Raw genomic sequence first — 17,097 nt, forward strand, 5'->3', positions numbered from 1 at the left:
GGTTTTTATTTGTTTTTCGCGATTAATTCTTTAATCGGGCTTTTCCAGTCAATAACTGCGTGCGGGTATCTTAGTTTAATTTCATTTTCAATCATCATAAAATCATCGTATGTTAAACCTTGAAGTACGTCGGAATTTTTCGGCCAGACAAAAATCGATACAACATCAAAGGCACGATCCGTTGTTCCCAAATATTTTTCCCCTTCAAACATGACACCTTTTAATGTAATGAGAAAGTTTTTGCGAATATTATCGGGAACATCATAAAAGAAAAATTTCTTTTGTTCATGTGCTGATTCTAATTTCCGTTTTGGGCTTACAATATACATGACAATTTTGTAAATGAGATAAATAATTGCTGCAAAAATGACAAGTCTCAGCAAAATAATCATGGCTAGGTCCTCCAATTAGTTAATATTACTCTGTATACGGATGATTAGGAAAAAGGTTTCATTATTGGTATAATTTTTTTTGAAGGAGTGATCAATATGACCTTGCAAGAATGGTTTGCGATGCAACATGAGCTAGACCGCTTTATTGTCGAGGAACATGGTCTGCAAACACAAAACCTTGTTGAGAAAAAGATTCTTGCTTTACTCGTCGAAATTGGTGAGCTTGCCAATGAAACGAGATGTTTTAAATTTTGGAGCAAAAAAGAACCGTCAGCACAAGAGATCATTTTAGAAGAATTTGTCGACGGTGTTCATTTTATTTTATCCATTGGTAATGAACTTGGCTTTGCTGAAAAGAAAATTGATATCGTCTCATCCGAAGGAAACAAAGAATTGGATCAATGTTTTCTAATGATCATTCATTTAGTCGACCAACTGCGAGAATCAAGAACATTTGAAAACTATGAGCAATTGCTCCGTCAATATTTTATTCTTGGTCAATCACTTGGTTTTTCGATTGATGACGTACAAAAAGCATATCGCCAAAAAAATGAAGTGAATTATCAGCGTCAGCGAGACGGATATTAATTGTAATTAGCTTTATATTATCATAAAAATGGAGGATTATACGATGGCTAAACTTGATGAAACATTAACAATGCTAAAAGAGTTAACTGATGCAAAAGGCATTCCAGGTAATGAACGTGAACCTAGAGAAGTCATGAAAAAGTACATAACGCCATATGCAGATAAAATGGAGACGGACGGTCTTGGCAGTTTAATCGCGGTTAAAAAAGGTGAGGAAAACGGTCCGAAGATCATGATCGCCGGTCATTTAGATGAAGTTGGCTTTATGATTACGCAAATTGATGAGAAAGGTTTTTTACGATTCCAAACGGTTGGTGGCTGGTGGTCCCAAGTGATGCTTGCCCAACGTGTGACAATCGTTACGTCAAAAGGCGAAATCACCGGCATTATCGGCTCGAAGCCTCCGCATATTTTACCACCAGAAGCACGGAAAAAGCCGGTCGATATTAAAGATATGTTTATCGATATCGGCGCATCAAGCCGAGATGAGGCAAGAGAATGGGGTGTTGCACCGGGAGATATGGTGGTACCGCATTTTGATTTTACAGTAATGAATAATGAGAAATTATTGCTTGCAAAAGCGTGGGACAATCGAATTGGCTGTGCGATTGCGATCGACGTATTGAAAAACTTACAGGGTGAAAACCATCCGAATGTTGTTTACGGAGTAGGAACTGTTCAGGAGGAAGTTGGACTGCGCGGTGCAAAAACAGCGGCTAACAAAGTTCAGCCGGACATTTCGATTGCTGTTGACGTAGGTATTGCTGGTGATACACCAGGAGTATCAGAGAAAGAAGCGCAAGGGAAAATGGGTGACGGCCCGCAAATTATTTTATATGATGCGTCCATGGTATCACATAAAGGCTTGCGCGATTTAGTTGTTTCTGTCGCGGAAGAATTAAATATCCCGCATCAATTTGACGCTCTTCCAGGTGGCGGAACAGATGCCGGCTCTACACATGTTGCTGGTGAAGGTGCACCATCACTCGCAATAACGATTGCAACACGTTATATTCATACTCATGGTGGCATCCTTCATCGCGATGATTATGAAAATGCAGTCAAATTAATCACAGAAGTTGTGAAACGATTAGATCGCAAAACGGTTGATACAATTACGTACGAATAAGATTTAACAATTCGGCGGCTAAACCTTGTTAGAACGAGGTTTAGCCTTCTCTTTGTGTGGGGCTAATTGCCCGTTAATGGTTAAAGTTCATAAACGCTGTTCAATAGCATCTCTCTAATATTCTGTTGATCGAAAAAACGGGTAATGTTGTCCAATAGCGCTTCTCTAATCTCCCGTCGATCGTAAAAAGCGGTAAATGCTGCCTAATAGGAGTTTCCTAATCTCCCGTCGATCGTAAAAATCGGTAAATGTTGTCTAATAGGCTTGCTCTAATCTCCCGTCGAACGTAAAAATCGGTAAATGTTGTCCAATAGGAGTACCCTAATATCCCTTCGAACGTAAAAATCGGTAGAGATTGTCCAATAGGAGTACCCTAATATCCCCTCGAACGTAAACATCGGTAGATGTTGTCCAATAGGATTGCTCTAATGTCCCGTCGAACGTAAAAATCGGTAAATGTTGTCCAATAGGATTGCTCTAATGTCCCTTCGAACGTAAAAATCGATAGATGTTGTCCAATAGGAGTACCCTAATATCCCGTAAATCCTAAAAAGCGGTAAATGTTGTCCAATAGGATTGCTCTAATATCCCGTCGAACGTAAACATCGGTAAATGCTGTCCAATAGGATTGCTCTAATATCCCTTCGAACGTAAAAAGCGATAGATGTTGTCTAATAGGAGTGCTCTAATATCCTGTCGAACGTAAAAATCGGTAAATGTTGTCTAATAGGAGTGCCCTAATATCCCGTAAATCGAAAAAACTGGTCATGGTGTCCAATAGGGCTTCTCTGTTATCCCTCTCATAATAAATACAATCCAAAACTCTCATACTCCAAACCTCGTATAAAATCAGTAATTATAGACATAAATCTACCGATCATTACTAGAATATTGCTTCAATTATTTGAAGAGTTACATTATGCGCTAATATTTCGTCCTATTTTTTCGTTAAGCAATACATTTTAGACTTTCGAGTAAATATTTCTTTTCATCTAGTGAAAAATCCTGTATGGTCAAAGAAGATTATTTTTTAAGGAGAAAACAGATGGGGAGTCTTTGGGAGTATATTCTTGTCTTTATACTTGCGGCAACACCGTGGTTTGAACTTGTAACGGTGATTCCGCTTGGGATTTTACGTGGACTCAATCCTGCAATCGTTGTAATTTTAGCGTTTATCGGGAACTTTTCGACAATTGTTTTAGTCATTTATTTATTTGAAAAGATAAAGAATTTTATCGCATCAAAGAAAGGTACAATCAAAGATAATGGCAAGCGGCAAAAACGGGCAAAGAAGATTTGGAATAAATATGGCTTTCCCGGTCTAGCTCTTTTCGGTCCACTTCTTGTTGGTACACATATTTCAGCTTTTCTTGGTCTTTCACTTGGAGCAACAAAGCGATGGACGCTGCTTTGGATGACGATCAGTCTTGCTCTATGGGGGATTGTGTTCGGCATCGCTTCCTATTATGGGATTGAAACGATCAAGCATTTTATTTATAAATAAAAAAGGCGGCCCAATCATGAGCCGCTCCCTCCTATTTCAATCCTTCTTCCAATGTTTCAAGCATCATATTTTTTTCTTGTTCATCGGCATGTTGCCAGATGACTTCGAACAAAACACCAAGTCCTGGAAGCATTTTTTCTTCGCCGCGCTGGATCGCATCGACGATTGTTTCTTTTAACTGTGTTTGGTTATTGCCAGAAACATTGTGAATGATCGCATTTCGTAAGTTTAAGTTCATTCCGTTCGCTCCTTCAAAAAGTTTCTTCTTTAGCTTTTCGCAAATCGTTAGAAATATGTATAATGGTGAAAGAATGTACGGAAAGGAAATGAAAAGTTTGGAGCATATTCAGTCAACAAAAAATGCCCGCGTGAAAGAGTGGAAAAAGCTGCTTACAAAAAAAGGGCGTGATCAACACAATCTTTATATCGTTGAAGGGTTTCATCTCGTTGAAGAGGCGATCAAAAAAGCAACAGTTGAAGAAATTATGATCGAAGAGGGGCTTGATCGCACATCAATCCCTGAAAATTTCTCAATTACGATTATATCTTCTGAAATTAGCCGCCATATTTCGGATACGGAAACACCGCAAGGAATTTTTGCTATTTGTCGAAAAAGCCAGCCCGGTATTGATCTTTCTACTCATAAACGCTTGCTTTTATTTGATCGGGTTCAAGATCCGGGTAACATCGGTACGATGATTCGAACGGCGGAGGCTGCTGGAATGGATGCGGTTATTTTCGGAGAGGGTTCCGGTGATTTGTACAATCCGAAAGTGATTCGCTCGGCACAAGGTAGCCATTTTCATATTAATACAGCAATCGGAAATTTACATGAATGGGTCGAAAAAATCAAGGAGGAGGGGATGCCTGTCTATGGAACGGCTCTCGAAGGTGCATCACCATATACAGATGCTGCGGCGACTGATGCATTCGCGTTAATCGTTGGCAACGAAGGTGCAGGAGTTGCTCCGGATCTGCTAACAAAAACAACGAAAAATCTTTATATACCAATCTATGGTCAAAGCGAATCTTTAAACGTTGCGATTGCAGCAGGCATCCTTCTTTATCATTTACGAAAATAATTTGAAATCAGCGCTGTAAACGACTATAATATTATTTATCTGAATAAAGTGAATGACTATGATGGAGAAAAGTAACCAGAGAAAGTTTTCAGGAAGAAAATGCCGTGACTGTGAGCATTTTCAGCGGAATCTGTGTGAAGTTCACCTCCTGAGTCGGCATCGGGACCGTTTAAACGTAAAGATGCTCCGGCATATGCCGTTATGACAATGAAGTGAACATGCAAATGTTTATAAGGGTGGTACCGCGACCAAAGCCTCGTCCCTTTATGGGGGTGGGCTTTTTTTGTTTTCTAAAATAAGGAGGTCAATTATCGTGGAACAAAAACTACAAGAACTGGAAAGAGAAGCACTTGAAAAAATTAAAGATGCTTCTGAGTTAAAAGCATTGAATGATGTTCGTGTTGCATATCTCGGGAAAAAAGGTCCGATTACCGAAGTGTTACGCGGAATGGGAAAATTATCGGCGGAAGAGCGTCCGAAAATGGGTGCACTCGTCAATGTGATCAGAGAAACAATTACGAAGGCAATCGAAAATAAGCATGTAGAGCTAGAAGCAGAGGCAGTGAATAAACAACTTGCTTCTGAAACGATTGATGTGACATTACCAGGTCGTCCAGTGAAAACAGGCAGCCGCCATCCGTTAACGAAAGTAATCGAAGAAATTGAAGATTTATTTATCGGAATGGGCTATCAAGTTGCGGAAGGGCCTGAAGTGGAACAAGATTATTATAACTTTGAAGCGTTAAACTTGCCAAAAGGTCATCCGGCTCGCGATATGCAAGATTCATTTTATATTACTGAAGATATTTTATTGCGCACACATACATCACCTGTTCAAGCACGGACAATGGAAAAGCATGAAGGCAAAGGTCCTGTGAAAATTATTTGTCCAGGAAAAGTGTATCGCCGTGATAATGATGATGCGACACATTCCCATCAGTTCACTCAAATCGAAGGTCTTGTTATCGATGAAAACATTACGATGGGCGATTTAAAAGGAACACTTGAAGTATTCGCGAAGAAAATGTTTGGTCAAGATCGCGAAATCCGTCTCCGTCCGAGCTTTTTCCCTTTCACAGAGCCATCGGTTGAAATGGATATTTCTTGTAAAATATGTGGTGGTGATGGCTGCCGCGTCTGTAAACAAACAGGCTGGATTGAAATTTTAGGGGCGGGTATGGTTCATCCAAATGTCCTTGAAATGGCTGGCTTTGATTCGAAAAAATATACAGGATTTGCGTTTGGAATGGGGCCTGAACGGATTACGATGTTAAAATATGGCGTCGATGATATCCGTCATTTCTACACGAATGATTTACGATTTTTACAACAATTTTCGGTGCAAGAATAATTACGGGAGGTAGCATACATGCTTGTTTCATATAAATGGCTGCAAGAATACGTTGATTTAACGGGCGTTTCAGCAAAAGAATTAGCAGAAAAGATTACGAGAAGTGGAATTGAGGTAGATGGAGTAGAACAACTTAGCGCCGGAGTAAAAGGTGTCGTTGTTGGCCATGTGCTTGAATGTGAAAAGCATCCAGAAGCAGATAAGCTAAACAAATGTCTTGTCAATATTGGCGAAGCAGAACCAGTGCAAATTATTTGTGGTGCTCCGAATGTAGCAAAAGGACAAAAAGTGGCGGTTGCAACTGTTGGCGCTGTACTTCCAGGTAATTTCAAAATTAAAAAGGCGAAATTACGCGGTGAGGAATCAAATGGAATGATTTGTTCACTTCAAGAGCTTGGGATTGAAGGAAAGCTCGTTCCAAAAGAATTTTCTGAGGGCATTTATGTATTTCCAGAAGAAACCGAAGTGGGTGCGAATGCACTGAACCTTTTAAATTTAGATGATGAGGTGCTTGAGCTAGACTTAACACCAAATCGTGCCGATGCGCTTAGCATGCTTGGGATGGCTTACGAAACAGCGGCGATTTTAAATAAAGAAGTCAAATTACCAGAAATCACAGTCGATGCGACTTCTGAAAAAGCAGCTGACTATATTTCTGTGAAAATTGATGCACCAGAAGATAATCCGTTATACACGGCGAAAGTAATTAAAAATGTAAAAATTGGTCCATCGCCGTTATGGATGCAAACGAGACTAATGGCAAGCGGCATTCGTCCCCATAATAACGTCGTTGATATTACGAACTATATATTATTAGAGTATGGTCAGCCACTCCATGCTTTTGACTATGATCGCTTTGGTTCAAAAGAAGTTGTCATCCGTCATGCACATGAGGGCGAAATCTTAAAAACACTTGATGATACAGAACGGAAACTAACAGCTGATCAGCTTGTCATTACAAATGGAACGATTTCAGTTGCTTTAGCAGGTGTAATGGGCGGAGCCGATTCAGAAGTACGTGAAGATACGACAACGATTTTATTAGAGTCTGCTTATTTTACAGGTGGATCGATTCGCAGTACATCGAAATATCATGGTTTACGTAGTGAGGCGAGCAGCCGGTATGAAAAAGGGGTTGACCCGGCAAGAGTACGCCCAGCTGCTGAACGTGCCGCTCAATTAATGGCTGAGCTTGCAGGCGGCGAAGTATTAGACGGACTCATTGAAGCGGATCATTTAACGATTGAGCCGGCTATTGTGTCTGTCTCACTTGAAAAAATTAACCGTGTTCTCGGAACAGATTTGAGTGAAACTGAAGTTGTCGCGATTTTCGAGCGTTTAAAATTTGATGTAACCGTTGAAGCGGGGGTCTTTACCGTAACTGCTCCGACACGTCGCGGTGACATAAAAATCGAGGAAGATTTGCTTGAGGAAGTCGCGCGTTTATATGGCTATGATAATATCCCTAAAACATTGCCTAAGGGAGCAGCAACACCAGGCGGATTAAATCCAACTCAAGAAAAACGCCGAACAACGAGAGCATACTTAGAAGGTGCGAGCCTTTATCAAGCGACAACATACTCGCTTACTTCTGAGGAAAAAGCAACTAGTTATGCGATCGAAGCAAGAGAGCCCGTACAATTAGCGATGCCGATGAGTGAGGAGAGAAGCCGCTTAAGAGTAAGCATCATCCCTCAATTGCTCGAAGCATTATCATATAATGTTGCACGTCAGCACGACTCCGTTGCTTTGTATGAAATCGGATCTGTTTTCTTAAATGAAGGCAAGGATGTTCAACCAGAAGAACGAGAGCATATTGCCGGAGCGATTACAGGTCTATGGGTAGAAAACGAATGGCAAGGTGAGAAAAAGCCAGTTGATTTTTACGTCGTTAAAGGCATTTTAGAAGGGCTATTTGACAAACTCGGTGTCGCTGAACAAATCGAATGGCGTGCAGCTGAGCGCGAAGGTATGCATCCAGGGCGTACAGCGGAAATTAGCTTAGCGGGTGAAGTGATCGGTTTTGCAGGGCAAGTACACCCGAATAAGCAAAAGGATTTGGATTTGAAAAACACATACGTATTTGAAGTGAAGGCAAGTCCAATTTTCCACGTTGAACTTCCAGAGCTACAATATACGCCAATTCCACGCTTCCCATCGATTTCAAGAGATATTGCACTTGTGACGGATAAACACGTTACAGCCGGTTCACTTGAGAAAATCATTAAAGATGCGGGCGGAAAATTATTGACGAATGTGCATATGTTCGACCTTTATGAAGGCGAGCATATGGAAGAAGGCAAGAAATCAATCGCCTTCTCATTAACATATTTAGATCGAGAAAAAACGCTAACAGACGAAGAAGTTGTCAAAGCACATGAAAAAGTGCTTGCCGCATTAAAAGAAAAAGCGGGAGCTGAATTAAGAGGCTAATAATAAAAGCGCAAGGCACTCGCTAAGTGACGTACAACTATTCTGACTAGTAGTATGGCCAACGGCTAAAACTGCCACAATCTGTGGCAACATCTTGTAGGCCTAAACACGGTAAGCCTTAAAGTGGTTTACCGTAGGAAGAAGAGTGAAGTTTGCTAGTCACTGTGTATCTAGAGTTAGCCGTGGATTGTTTTAGTAGAAAGTTATCTACAAACTTACGTATTATTATTTCCTAAATAGTGAACAAAGGGGCTGTCACCATGAACGATAGCCCCTTTTTGATCATCTGGAGGCTCATTCATATGAAAAAAAATCGACTAATACTATATTTATTCCTCTTTATACTATTCGTTGTTGCGATGGCGGTATACGGAAAAGCGGGTACAGACACGTACACGCCTGAAATGAAGGAGAAATATACGAATGGCATGCGAGTTGGGATTGAACGTATGTTGAAAAAAGTTCCGTTGCATGTGATTGAGGAAAATGAAGGATTATCGGCAAGGGAGCTTGATCGTCTGATTGAAGGAATGGACCGAATATTTTCAAACTATATTGAGTTAAAAGAGATCGCCCTAGAATATGAATTGTATGATGTGACTGCAACAAAAACAGAGGAAATATTAGAACATGTTGCGGTTTCCTTTTACAATAAAGAAGATAAACGAGTTTCTCAATCACAAATGGAATCATATCAACAGCTTTATACGTATTTGTATGACATTCATCAACTAGACATGGGCAGTATGGAGATTGGCAAGTTATTACAGGAAATAGAGAAGGTGAGTGTGGAATATGAAAAGCTGGCAAATGAATCTTTTTAAACTCTTTATTCTGCTTCTCGTATTTATTTTCATCACTGCTTGTACGGCTCGCAAAAAGGAGGAATCAGTCTTTGACAGTCGCGTGAATAAATTAAATGTGCCTTGGTCGATCACGAAAAAAGATGATTTTTTTTACATAAGTGAAAGAACCGGGGAGATTGTTTCTATTCATGAACCAACAGGTGAAATGGATCATTTGCCTGTAAAGCTAAAAGAAAGCCTCCATATCGAAGGAGAAAGTGGCTTGCTTGGGCTGGAGCTGATACCAAATACAAACGTAGAGGCTATCGGCTATCATACATATGAAGAAAATGGTGAGGTGCTAAACCGAGTTGTTCGGATTGCAAAGGAAGAGAATCAGTGGGTAGAGAAATCCGCATTGATTGACGGGATACCAGGATCAGCGATTCATAATGGCGGGCGCATCAAAATTGGGCCTGATGATAAGTTATATGTTACAACAGGAGATGCAGCAAATCCTGAATCAGCTCAAAACCTTCAGTCATTAGCAGGAAAAATTTTACGGATGAATCTAGACGGAACAGTACCTAGTGATAATCCCTTTCACGATTCACCGATTTATTCGTATGGACATCGCAATCCACAAGGGTTAGCTTGGGATGAGTCAGGACAATTGTATGCAACGGAACATGGGCAAAGTGCTCATGATGAAATCAACCTCATTAAAGCAGGAAAAAATTATGGTTGGCCACATATTCAAGGTGATGAAAAGATGGAAGGAATGGAGTCGCCGATCTTCCATACAAATGGGAACACATGGGCACCGAGTGGAGTGGCCTTTTATCAAGGAAAATTATATATCGCAACATTGCGCGGGGAAGCAGTCCGGATCTTTGATCTCTTAAGCGGTAAGGCATCTGTTTTTACGGAAGGAGATGGACGAATAAGAGATATTTTCATTGAGGATGGGCATTTGTTCTATATGACAAACAATACCGATGGAAGAGGGACGCCTGAACCGAATGATGATCAGCTATTGAAAATGGAGTTGAATGAATAAGAGAGATAGGATGGGAAATATGCAAAATCAATCGGGAAGACAGCTCCTCATTCTAAATCGGAAGAACTGTCTTGCACTAACAATGCTGAAAATTTTGGATTACTTTTACATACCAGCAATTTTTCTTGCTTTTCCCGTATTCGCAAAATGCTCTTTCGTAAATTCGTTTAAGGCAGCAATACCTTTTTCCCTAATCAGTCTTGCTGCTACTTGGTCGACTTTTGCCCCTGCTCCTTTTGGTAGCTCGAATCCGGCTTTTTTGCTAAGGGTTTCGAATGCTTTTAAGAATGCGTATCTCGCTAAAATCGATGAAGCAGCAACTGCGAGATGAATACTCTCTGCCTTCGTGCTAAAATAGACGTTTTCTCGGCAAATGGTCTTTTGGCCTTGAAGATGACGGAAATAGACTGATGCCTCGGCAAATTGATCGATGAGAATCGCGTCTGGTTTTTCTGGGGCAACTTTTCCTAATAAATGATTCAATGCTTGATTATGTAAAATTGCTGTAATCTTCCCTTGTGTCATTCCTTTTGCTTGAAGGTGGTTATATTTCTCGTTTGGCAATGTTAATAAACTATACGGGAGAAATGAGAGCAAATCTTTGGCGATTTTGACAATTTGTTGATCGGTTAGATGTTTTGAATCTTTCACGCCTAGTTCTTGTAATAGCGGGATCTGCTCTTTTCTTACGTAGGAGGCGACAACGGTCATCGGTCCGAAATAATCACCTTTTCCCACTTCATCGGAGCCAATGACCGATAGAGATGAAAGATTGGCAGGTAACGGTTTGCCAGATGTTTTTCCGACCGCTGCTTGTGCAGGCTTGGCAGTTGGCGTTCCCCAAAGCTTCGCCTCTTCTACATTTTCCGTCCCTTGAAACATTACTTTTCCAGAACGATAGGCGGTGATCGTACAGTTGTTTTTTTTCGCGACAAAAAGGCTGCCGGGTGGCGTTTTACCCGTGTGAAACGGCTTATAATGGGTGTTCATTTTTTGCATCGTTGTTTCGCTCACTTGAATGACGATATTCGACAATAGGAAACATCCTTTCTAAGATCGGTAGTAAATAGCTAATAATCGGTAGTAAAGTCCTTAAAATCGGTAGTAAACTACCAAAGATCGGTAGTAAAAGCTCAATAATCGGTAGTAATCTATATACCTTTTGACTAGGCATCGTATTCCCATCCGATTTTTTTCATGTTATGATAACGATAGGATTCTGATGAAATGGAGGAAATTGGCTTGACACAGAGTCAAAGGATACGGACTCAAGTAACTATTCATGGACAAAATTATACCATTACTGGAACCGATTCGGCAGAGCATGTGATGAAAGTTGCCGCATTGGTTGATTCAAAGATGAAAGAAATTAGCTCGATCAATCCTAATTTGGATACGAGTAGACTTGCCGTGCTTACTGCTGTAAATGCTGTTCACGATCTTGTGAAATTGCAGGAGCGGTATGATCGCATGGAACAAGAACTTCAACGCTTAAAGGACTGATATATATAATGCTTGACCTTGCACTCATTGTTATTCTTTTTTTGGGATTTCTCATTGGTTTGAGAAGAGGATTTATTCTACAATTAATTCATATGATTGGATTTATTATCGCATTTATTGTTGCCCATATGTATTATCAAGATTTAGCGCCGAAGCTAAGACTTTGGATTCCATATCCAAGCCCTGATGGAGACGGTGCGATGAAAATGTTATTTGATAGTGTAAATATGGACGAAGCATTTTATCGCGCAATTGCTTTCGTCATTATTTTCTTCGCGGTGAGAATTGTACTTGGAATCATAGGGTCTGCGCTCGATGTTGTTGCGAGTCTGCCAGTGTTAAAAACACTTAATATATGGGCAGGGGGACTGTTAGGCTTAATCGAAATATACTTGCTTGTGTTCATTGTACTATATATCGCCGCTTTGCTCCCAATTGCTAGCGTGCAGACAGCGATTAATCATTCATTTGTCGCAATTGCTATGCTCGAACATACACCTTATTTTTCCACAGAAGTAACAAAATGGTGGATTGATTACGTACAGAAGTAACTTCTCTTAATCAAAGGGAAGTTTTTCTTTTTACACGGAGATTTGCTAAAATGATATGAGGAGAATATGAGAACGGTTGGTGGATATGTTGAAAGTAAATAAAAAAGATGTCATTCGCTTACTTGAAAAAATTGCGATTTATATGGAGCTAAAAGGGGAAAATCCCTTTAAGACAGCGGCTTTTCGTAAGGCGGCGGCAGGACTGGAAGCGGACGATCGCAGCCTGGCCGAAATTGAAGATTTTACAAAAATTTCTGGGATCGGTAAAGGGACAGGGGCAGTCATTAGTGAATATATCGAAACGGGCGTGTCAACCGTTTTTAATGAATTGAAGGAAGAGGTCCCACAAGGATTGATCCCGTTGCTGCAAGTTCCCGGTCTTGGCGGTAAAAAGATTTCCCGTTTATATCAGGAATTGGGCATCGAAGATATCGAATTATTAAGAGAGGCGTGCGAGTCTGGAAAAGTGGCTGAATTAAAAGGATTCGGTAAGAAATCTCAGGATAAAATACTTGAATCGATTAATCAATTCGGGACACAGCCGGAACGACTCCCAATTGCCTACATGCTCCCAATTGCGGAAAAAATTGAGAAAGAGCTCGAAAAAATCAAGGAAATTCATACATTTTCCCGTGCGGGCAGTCTGCGTCGTGTTCGGGAAACAATTAAAGATTTAGATTTCATGATTGCAACGGATGATCCACAAGCAGTGAAAGCACAATTACTTCAGCTGGAGGGATTTAGCAAGGCGATTGCGAGTGGAGATACAAAAGTCAGCGTTGTGCTTGAAGGAAGATACGAAGTTGCGGTTGATTTTCGTCTTGTGAAGCCAGAAGAATTTGTGACAGCATTGCATCATTTTACTGGATCAAAGGATCATAATGTCCGTCTGCGTCAGATTGCAAAAGCACGCGGGGAAAAGATTAGTGAATACGGTGTAGAAAATATTGAAACAGGTGAAATTCGTACATTTCAATCTGAGCAACAATTTTTCAGCCATTTCGATCTTCCGTTCGTACCAGCAGAAATACGTGAGGACGGTTCTGAAATCGACCATTTCCGTGCCGATGAAGAACTAATTACAATTGACAAAATGAAAGGTGATCTTCATTTGCATACGACATGGTCTGATGGTGCCTATTCATTGGAAGAAATGGTCGAAGCATGCAGACGAAAAGGCTATCAATATATGGCGATTACCGACCACTCGGAATTTTTACGAGTGGCAAATGGCTTAACGGCTGATCGGTTAAGAAAACAAATCGAAGAGATTCGCAATTTAAATGAAAAATATGATGATATACTCATACTATCAGGAATCGAAATGGATATTTTGCCAGATGGACGGTTAAATTATGACGATGATCTTCTTGCTGAATTGGATCTTGTCATTGCTTCGATTCATTCAAGCTTTTCACAGCCAAGGGAAAAGATTATGGAGCGTCTACGAAACGCATTTGAAAATCCTCACGTTGATATCATTGCCCATCCAACTGGACGATTAATTGGTCGACGTGATGGTTATGATGTTGACATCGATCAGCTTATTCAACTTGCCCAATCGACAAATACGGCACTTGAATTAAACGCAAACCCAGAGCGCTTAGATCTGGCCGCAGAGCATTTGCGTAAAGCACAAGCAGCTGGAGTAAAAATTGCTATTAATACAGATGCTCATAATATTTCATCATTATCATTTATGAATATTGGAGTTTCAGCAGCAAGAAAAGGATGGATTCGTCCATCCACGGTACTCAATGCAATGGAGCCTGACGAACTGCTTGCTTTTTTGAAGCGAAATGATGAATAAAGTTGTTCAAAGCTCCTTTTTGATATTAGTAGCTAAGAAAGGGAAAAACGTATGAATGATAAAATCCTAAAAACGTTGGAATTTCATAAAATTATTGCGGAATTAGAAGGCTTTGCCGCATCTTCACTTGGTATTGATCGAATTAAAGCATTGCTTCCATCTGTATCGTCTGAGGAAGTTGTGAAGATGCAAGATGAGACAGATGAAGCGGCACATGTGCTCCGCTTAAAAGGACATGCGCCTTTAAGTGGGATTTACAACATTCAACCACATATTAGACGAGCGGAAATTGGTGGTGTGTTAAACGCCGTTGAACTCGGACAAACAGCGAGTACGATTCATACGAGTAGAATGATGAAACAATTTATCGAAGAACTGCTTGAAAATGAAGTAGAGATTCCAATTTTGGAAGAGAAGGCTCGTAGAATTTTTCCGTTAACAGAATTGGAGCATAAAATTAAGCAAGCGGTTGATGAGGGTGGTGACATTCTTGATTCCGCAAGTGAAACATTGCGCAGCGTTCGTCAGCAACAGCGCAGGAATGAGAGGCGCATTCGTGAAAGACTTGAAAGCTATACAAGGTCAAGCAATGCCCAGAAGATGCTATCAGATGCAATTATTACAATTCGAAATGATCGCTATGTCATTCCGGTAAAGCAAGAATATCGCTCGCATTACGGAGGAATTGTGCATGATCAATCGGCATCAGGTCAAACGTTATTTATTGAACCACAGGCGGTTGTTGAGTTAAATAATGAATTAAAAGAATTACAAATGAGGGAAAAAGCCGAGATTGATCGAATTCTTGCTGAATTATCAAATGAAGTTGCGGAGTATGCGAATGAACTACTCGTTATTGTCGAGACAATGGGGGATATGGACTTTATTTTTGCAAAGGCACGCTATGCGAAAGAAAAGAAATTGACAAGACCTTCGATTAATAATAAAGGCATCATTCGTTTACATGAAGCACGCCATCCCCTTATTCCGATTGATGAAGTCGTTGCTAACGATGTAATCCTTGGGACGGATTATACAACGATCGTTATCACCGGTCCGAATACGGGAGGAAAGACAATTACACTGAAAACAGTTGGGCTTTGCACATTGATGGGGCAGGCTGGACTTCATATACCTGCACAGGAAGGTTCAGAAATTGCTGTATTTAAACAGGTATTCGCAGATATTGGTGACGAACAATCAATTGAACAAAGTTTAAGTACGTTTTCATCCCATATGGTAAACATCGTTCAGATTTTACAGCAAGTCGATCATGAAAGTCTCGTGCTTTTCGATGAGCTCGGTTCCGGGACCGACCCGCAGGAAGGATCTGCCTTAGCGATTTCTATTTTGGATGACGTGTATCAACGAGGCGCACGTGTGATTGCGACGACACATTATCCAGAGCTAAAAGCATATGGTTATAATCGTCCAGGTGTGACGAATGCCAGTGTGGAATTCGATGTAGAGACATTGCGGCCGACATATCGGCTATTAATTGGTGTGCCAGGACGAAGCAATGCCTTTGAAATTTCAAAAAGGCTGGGCTTATCTGAAGCGGTTATTGCAAAAGCAAAGTCAATGATCGATACGGAAAGCAATGAAGTCGAAAACATGATTGCCTCGTTAGAGAAAAGTCGCCGTGAGGCGGAAGAACAGTATGAGGAAGCTCATGATTATTTAAAGCATGCGGAAAAGCTTCATCGGGATTTGCAGCAGCAAATGATCGAGTTTTATGATCATAAACAGAAATTATACGAAAAAGCAGAGGGAAAAGCGGCTGAGCTTGTTGAAAAGGCGAAGGAAGAAGCAGAGCAAGTGATGAAAGAATTGCGACAAATGCGCCTTGAAAGCGGAGCGCAAGTGAAGGAACATGAATTAATTGAAGCAAGACGTAAGCTTGACTTGGCGGTCCCAACCCTTCATAAACAAAAAGATCAACCGATTGCGAAAGCAAAAAAACGAGAGCTTCAGCCTGGAGATGAAGTAAAAGTAACCACATTTGGTCAGAGTGGCCAATTACTGGAAAAAACAGGCGAACAAGAGTGGCAAGTGCAAATCGGAATTATGAAAATGAAAGTGAAAGAAAAAGATCTTGAATTCATTAAATCTGAACCGAAAAAAGAAGCAAAGCCACTTGCGACCATTAAAGGGAAAGATTATCATGTCAGTTTAGAGCTTGATCTTCGTGGGGAACGATATGAAAATGCAATCTTAAAGGTAGAAAAGTACATCGACGACGCATTGCTTGCTGGATACCCACGCGTGTCCATCATTCATGGAAAGGGAACAGGTGCATTGCGGACAGGTGTGAGTGAATATTTGAAACAACATCGATCTGTCAAACGTATACGTTTAGGAGAAGCAGGAGAAGGTGGCAGCGGCGTAACCGTGGTAGAATTTAAATAAAGCGCCGCGAGCTTTTTCTCAATAGATAAGGGAGAGATGAGAATGAACTCTTTTTGGGAAAATTCGTTTGTGCAGACAGCTGGATATTATAGCGTGACCATTTTATGCATCGTCTTATTTTTATTTATTTTTGAATTGGTAACAAAATATAGTAATTGGGACGAAATCAAAAAAGGAAACATTGCGGTTGCGATGGCAACGGGTGGTAAGATTTTTGGGATTGCCAATGTGTTCAGGCATTCCATTTTGCACCATGATTCTTTACTTGTTATGATCGGGTGGGGCGTGTACGGATTTTTCCTCTTATTAACCGGTTACTTTATTTTTGAATTTTTAACACCAAAATTTAAGATTGATAAAGAAATAGAAAATAATAACCGCGCCGTCGGATTTCTTTCAATGGTTATTTCCATTGGATTATCTTATGTCATTGGCGCGAGTATACATTAATAGGAGGATACTGTGGAAAAACTTGCAAAAGTGCTATTCGTTGTATGTGG

16 protein-coding genes and 1 other annotated feature are annotated in these 17,097 nt (G+C 40.5%); of the genes, 13 read left to right on the plus strand and 3 right to left on the minus strand.

Going from position 1 to position 17,097, the window contains the following annotated elements:
• Positions 1–5 precede the first annotated feature (5 nt).
• Positions 6–392: a sigma-w pathway protein ysdB gene (locus KHA95_RS12195; RefSeq protein ID WP_213137779.1), complete on the minus strand. Its 387-nt coding sequence runs from the start codon at positions 390–392 to the stop codon at positions 6–8.
• A gap of 96 nt (positions 393–488) precedes the next feature.
• Between KHA95_RS12195 and KHA95_RS12200 the strand changes: the two genes are divergently transcribed.
• The 3 genes from KHA95_RS12200 to KHA95_RS12210 all read left to right on the plus strand — a co-directional run bounded on the left by KHA95_RS12200 (position 489) and on the right by KHA95_RS12210 (position 3,613).
• Positions 489–980, plus strand: a complete 492-nt coding sequence (locus tag KHA95_RS12200) for a dUTP diphosphatase (protein WP_213137780.1) — start codon at positions 489–491, stop codon at positions 978–980.
• A gap of 43 nt (positions 981–1,023) precedes the next feature.
• The gene (locus KHA95_RS12205; protein ID WP_213137781.1) at positions 1,024–2,109 is read left to right on the plus strand and encodes a M42 family metallopeptidase; all 1,086 of its coding nucleotides are present in this window, start codon (positions 1,024–1,026) and stop codon (positions 2,107–2,109) included.
• A 1,045-nt stretch (positions 2,110–3,154) separates the two neighbouring features.
• Positions 3,155–3,613, plus strand: a complete 459-nt coding sequence (locus tag KHA95_RS12210) for a small multi-drug export protein (protein WP_213137782.1) — start codon at positions 3,155–3,157, stop codon at positions 3,611–3,613.
• Between the two features lie 31 nt (positions 3,614–3,644).
• Here the strand turns inward: KHA95_RS12210 and sspI are convergent, their stop codons facing one another.
• Positions 3,645–3,851: a small acid-soluble spore protein SspI gene (gene sspI, locus KHA95_RS12215; RefSeq protein WP_213137783.1), complete on the minus strand. Its 207-nt coding sequence runs from the start codon at positions 3,849–3,851 to the stop codon at positions 3,645–3,647.
• 97 nt (positions 3,852–3,948) lie between these two features.
• Here sspI and KHA95_RS12220 point away from each other — a divergent pair, with 97 nt between their 5' ends.
• The 5 genes from KHA95_RS12220 to KHA95_RS12240 all read left to right on the plus strand — a co-directional run bounded on the left by KHA95_RS12220 (position 3,949) and on the right by KHA95_RS12240 (position 10,324).
• Positions 3,949–4,695: a TrmH family RNA methyltransferase gene (locus KHA95_RS12220; RefSeq protein WP_213137784.1), complete on the plus strand. Its 747-nt coding sequence runs from the start codon at positions 3,949–3,951 to the stop codon at positions 4,693–4,695.
• A gap of 49 nt (positions 4,696–4,744) precedes the next feature.
• Positions 4,745–4,962 (plus strand) — a binding site (T-box leader).
• A 46-nt stretch (positions 4,963–5,008) separates the two neighbouring features.
• On the plus strand, positions 5,009–6,046 hold the full coding sequence (pheS, locus tag KHA95_RS12225; protein ID WP_213137785.1) for a phenylalanine--tRNA ligase subunit alpha: 1,038 nt from the start codon (positions 5,009–5,011) through the stop codon (positions 6,044–6,046).
• An 18-nt stretch (positions 6,047–6,064) separates the two neighbouring features.
• The gene (pheT, locus tag KHA95_RS12230) at positions 6,065–8,479 is read left to right on the plus strand and encodes a phenylalanine--tRNA ligase subunit beta (protein WP_213137786.1); all 2,415 of its coding nucleotides are present in this window, start codon (positions 6,065–6,067) and stop codon (positions 8,477–8,479) included.
• A 302-nt stretch (positions 8,480–8,781) separates the two neighbouring features.
• Positions 8,782–9,303, plus strand: a complete 522-nt coding sequence (locus KHA95_RS12235) for a hypothetical protein (RefSeq protein WP_213137787.1) — start codon at positions 8,782–8,784, stop codon at positions 9,301–9,303.
• On the plus strand, positions 9,275–10,324 hold the full coding sequence (locus KHA95_RS12240; protein ID WP_249316852.1) for a PQQ-dependent sugar dehydrogenase: 1,050 nt from the start codon (positions 9,275–9,277) through the stop codon (positions 10,322–10,324). The genes KHA95_RS12235 and KHA95_RS12240 overlap by 29 nt, the downstream gene beginning before the upstream one ends.
• A gap of 105 nt (positions 10,325–10,429) precedes the next feature.
• Here KHA95_RS12240 and rnhC read toward each other — a convergent pair whose 3' ends face one another.
• The gene (rnhC, locus tag KHA95_RS12245; RefSeq protein WP_213137788.1) at positions 10,430–11,359 is read right to left on the minus strand and encodes a ribonuclease HIII; all 930 of its coding nucleotides are present in this window, start codon (positions 11,357–11,359) and stop codon (positions 10,430–10,432) included.
• Positions 11,360–11,566: 207 nt separating this feature from the next.
• Here rnhC and zapA point away from each other — a divergent pair, with 207 nt between their 5' ends.
• The 5 genes from zapA to KHA95_RS12270 all read left to right on the plus strand — a co-directional run bounded on the left by zapA (position 11,567) and on the right by KHA95_RS12270 (position 17,047).
• Positions 11,567–11,827 (plus strand): cell division protein ZapA, encoded by a 261-nt coding sequence (gene zapA, locus KHA95_RS12250; protein WP_213137789.1) that lies wholly within the window; start codon positions 11,567–11,569, stop codon positions 11,825–11,827.
• Between the two features lie 8 nt (positions 11,828–11,835).
• Positions 11,836–12,378 carry a CvpA family protein gene (locus KHA95_RS12255; RefSeq protein ID WP_213137790.1) on the plus strand — a complete coding sequence of 181 codons (543 nt, stop codon included), beginning with the start codon at positions 11,836–11,838 and terminating at the stop codon, positions 12,376–12,378.
• Positions 12,379–12,466: 88 nt separating this feature from the next.
• Positions 12,467–14,188: a DNA polymerase/3'-5' exonuclease PolX gene (gene polX / locus KHA95_RS12260; RefSeq protein WP_213137791.1), complete on the plus strand. Its 1,722-nt coding sequence runs from the start codon at positions 12,467–12,469 to the stop codon at positions 14,186–14,188.
• Between the two features lie 51 nt (positions 14,189–14,239).
• Positions 14,240–16,597, plus strand: a complete 2,358-nt coding sequence (locus KHA95_RS12265; RefSeq protein ID WP_213137792.1) for an endonuclease MutS2 — start codon at positions 14,240–14,242, stop codon at positions 16,595–16,597.
• A 42-nt stretch (positions 16,598–16,639) separates the two neighbouring features.
• Positions 16,640–17,047: a DUF350 domain-containing protein gene (locus KHA95_RS12270; RefSeq protein ID WP_213137793.1), complete on the plus strand. Its 408-nt coding sequence runs from the start codon at positions 16,640–16,642 to the stop codon at positions 17,045–17,047.
• The last annotated feature ends 50 nt before the right edge of the window (positions 17,048–17,097 follow it).

Source organism: Bacillus sp. FJAT-50079, assembly GCF_018343515.1.
Classification (GTDB): Bacteria; Bacillota; Bacilli; order Bacillales; family Bacillaceae_C; genus Lederbergia.

Coding starts and splice junctions, on each gene's coding strand:
- KHA95_RS12195 (WP_213137779.1), bottom strand. CDS start 392: ATGATTATTTTGCTGAGACTTGTCATTTTTGCAGCAATTATTTATCTC.
- KHA95_RS12200 (WP_213137780.1), top strand. CDS start 489: ATGACCTTGCAAGAATGGTTTGCGATGCAACATGAGCTAGACCGCTTT.
- KHA95_RS12205 (WP_213137781.1), top strand. CDS start 1,024: ATGGCTAAACTTGATGAAACATTAACAATGCTAAAAGAGTTAACTGAT.
- KHA95_RS12210 (WP_213137782.1), top strand. CDS start 3,155: ATGGGGAGTCTTTGGGAGTATATTCTTGTCTTTATACTTGCGGCAACA.
- sspI (WP_213137783.1), bottom strand. CDS start 3,851: ATGAACTTAAACTTACGAAATGCGATCATTCACAATGTTTCTGGCAAT.
- pheT (WP_213137786.1), top strand. CDS start 6,065: ATGCTTGTTTCATATAAATGGCTGCAAGAATACGTTGATTTAACGGGC.
- KHA95_RS12235 (WP_213137787.1), top strand. CDS start 8,782: ATGAAAAAAAATCGACTAATACTATATTTATTCCTCTTTATACTATTC.
- KHA95_RS12240 (WP_249316852.1), top strand. CDS start 9,275: ATGAAAAGCTGGCAAATGAATCTTTTTAAACTCTTTATTCTGCTTCTC.
- KHA95_RS12255 (WP_213137790.1), top strand. CDS start 11,836: ATGCTTGACCTTGCACTCATTGTTATTCTTTTTTTGGGATTTCTCATT.
- KHA95_RS12265 (WP_213137792.1), top strand. CDS start 14,240: ATGAATGATAAAATCCTAAAAACGTTGGAATTTCATAAAATTATTGCG.
- KHA95_RS12270 (WP_213137793.1), top strand. CDS start 16,640: ATGAACTCTTTTTGGGAAAATTCGTTTGTGCAGACAGCTGGATATTAT.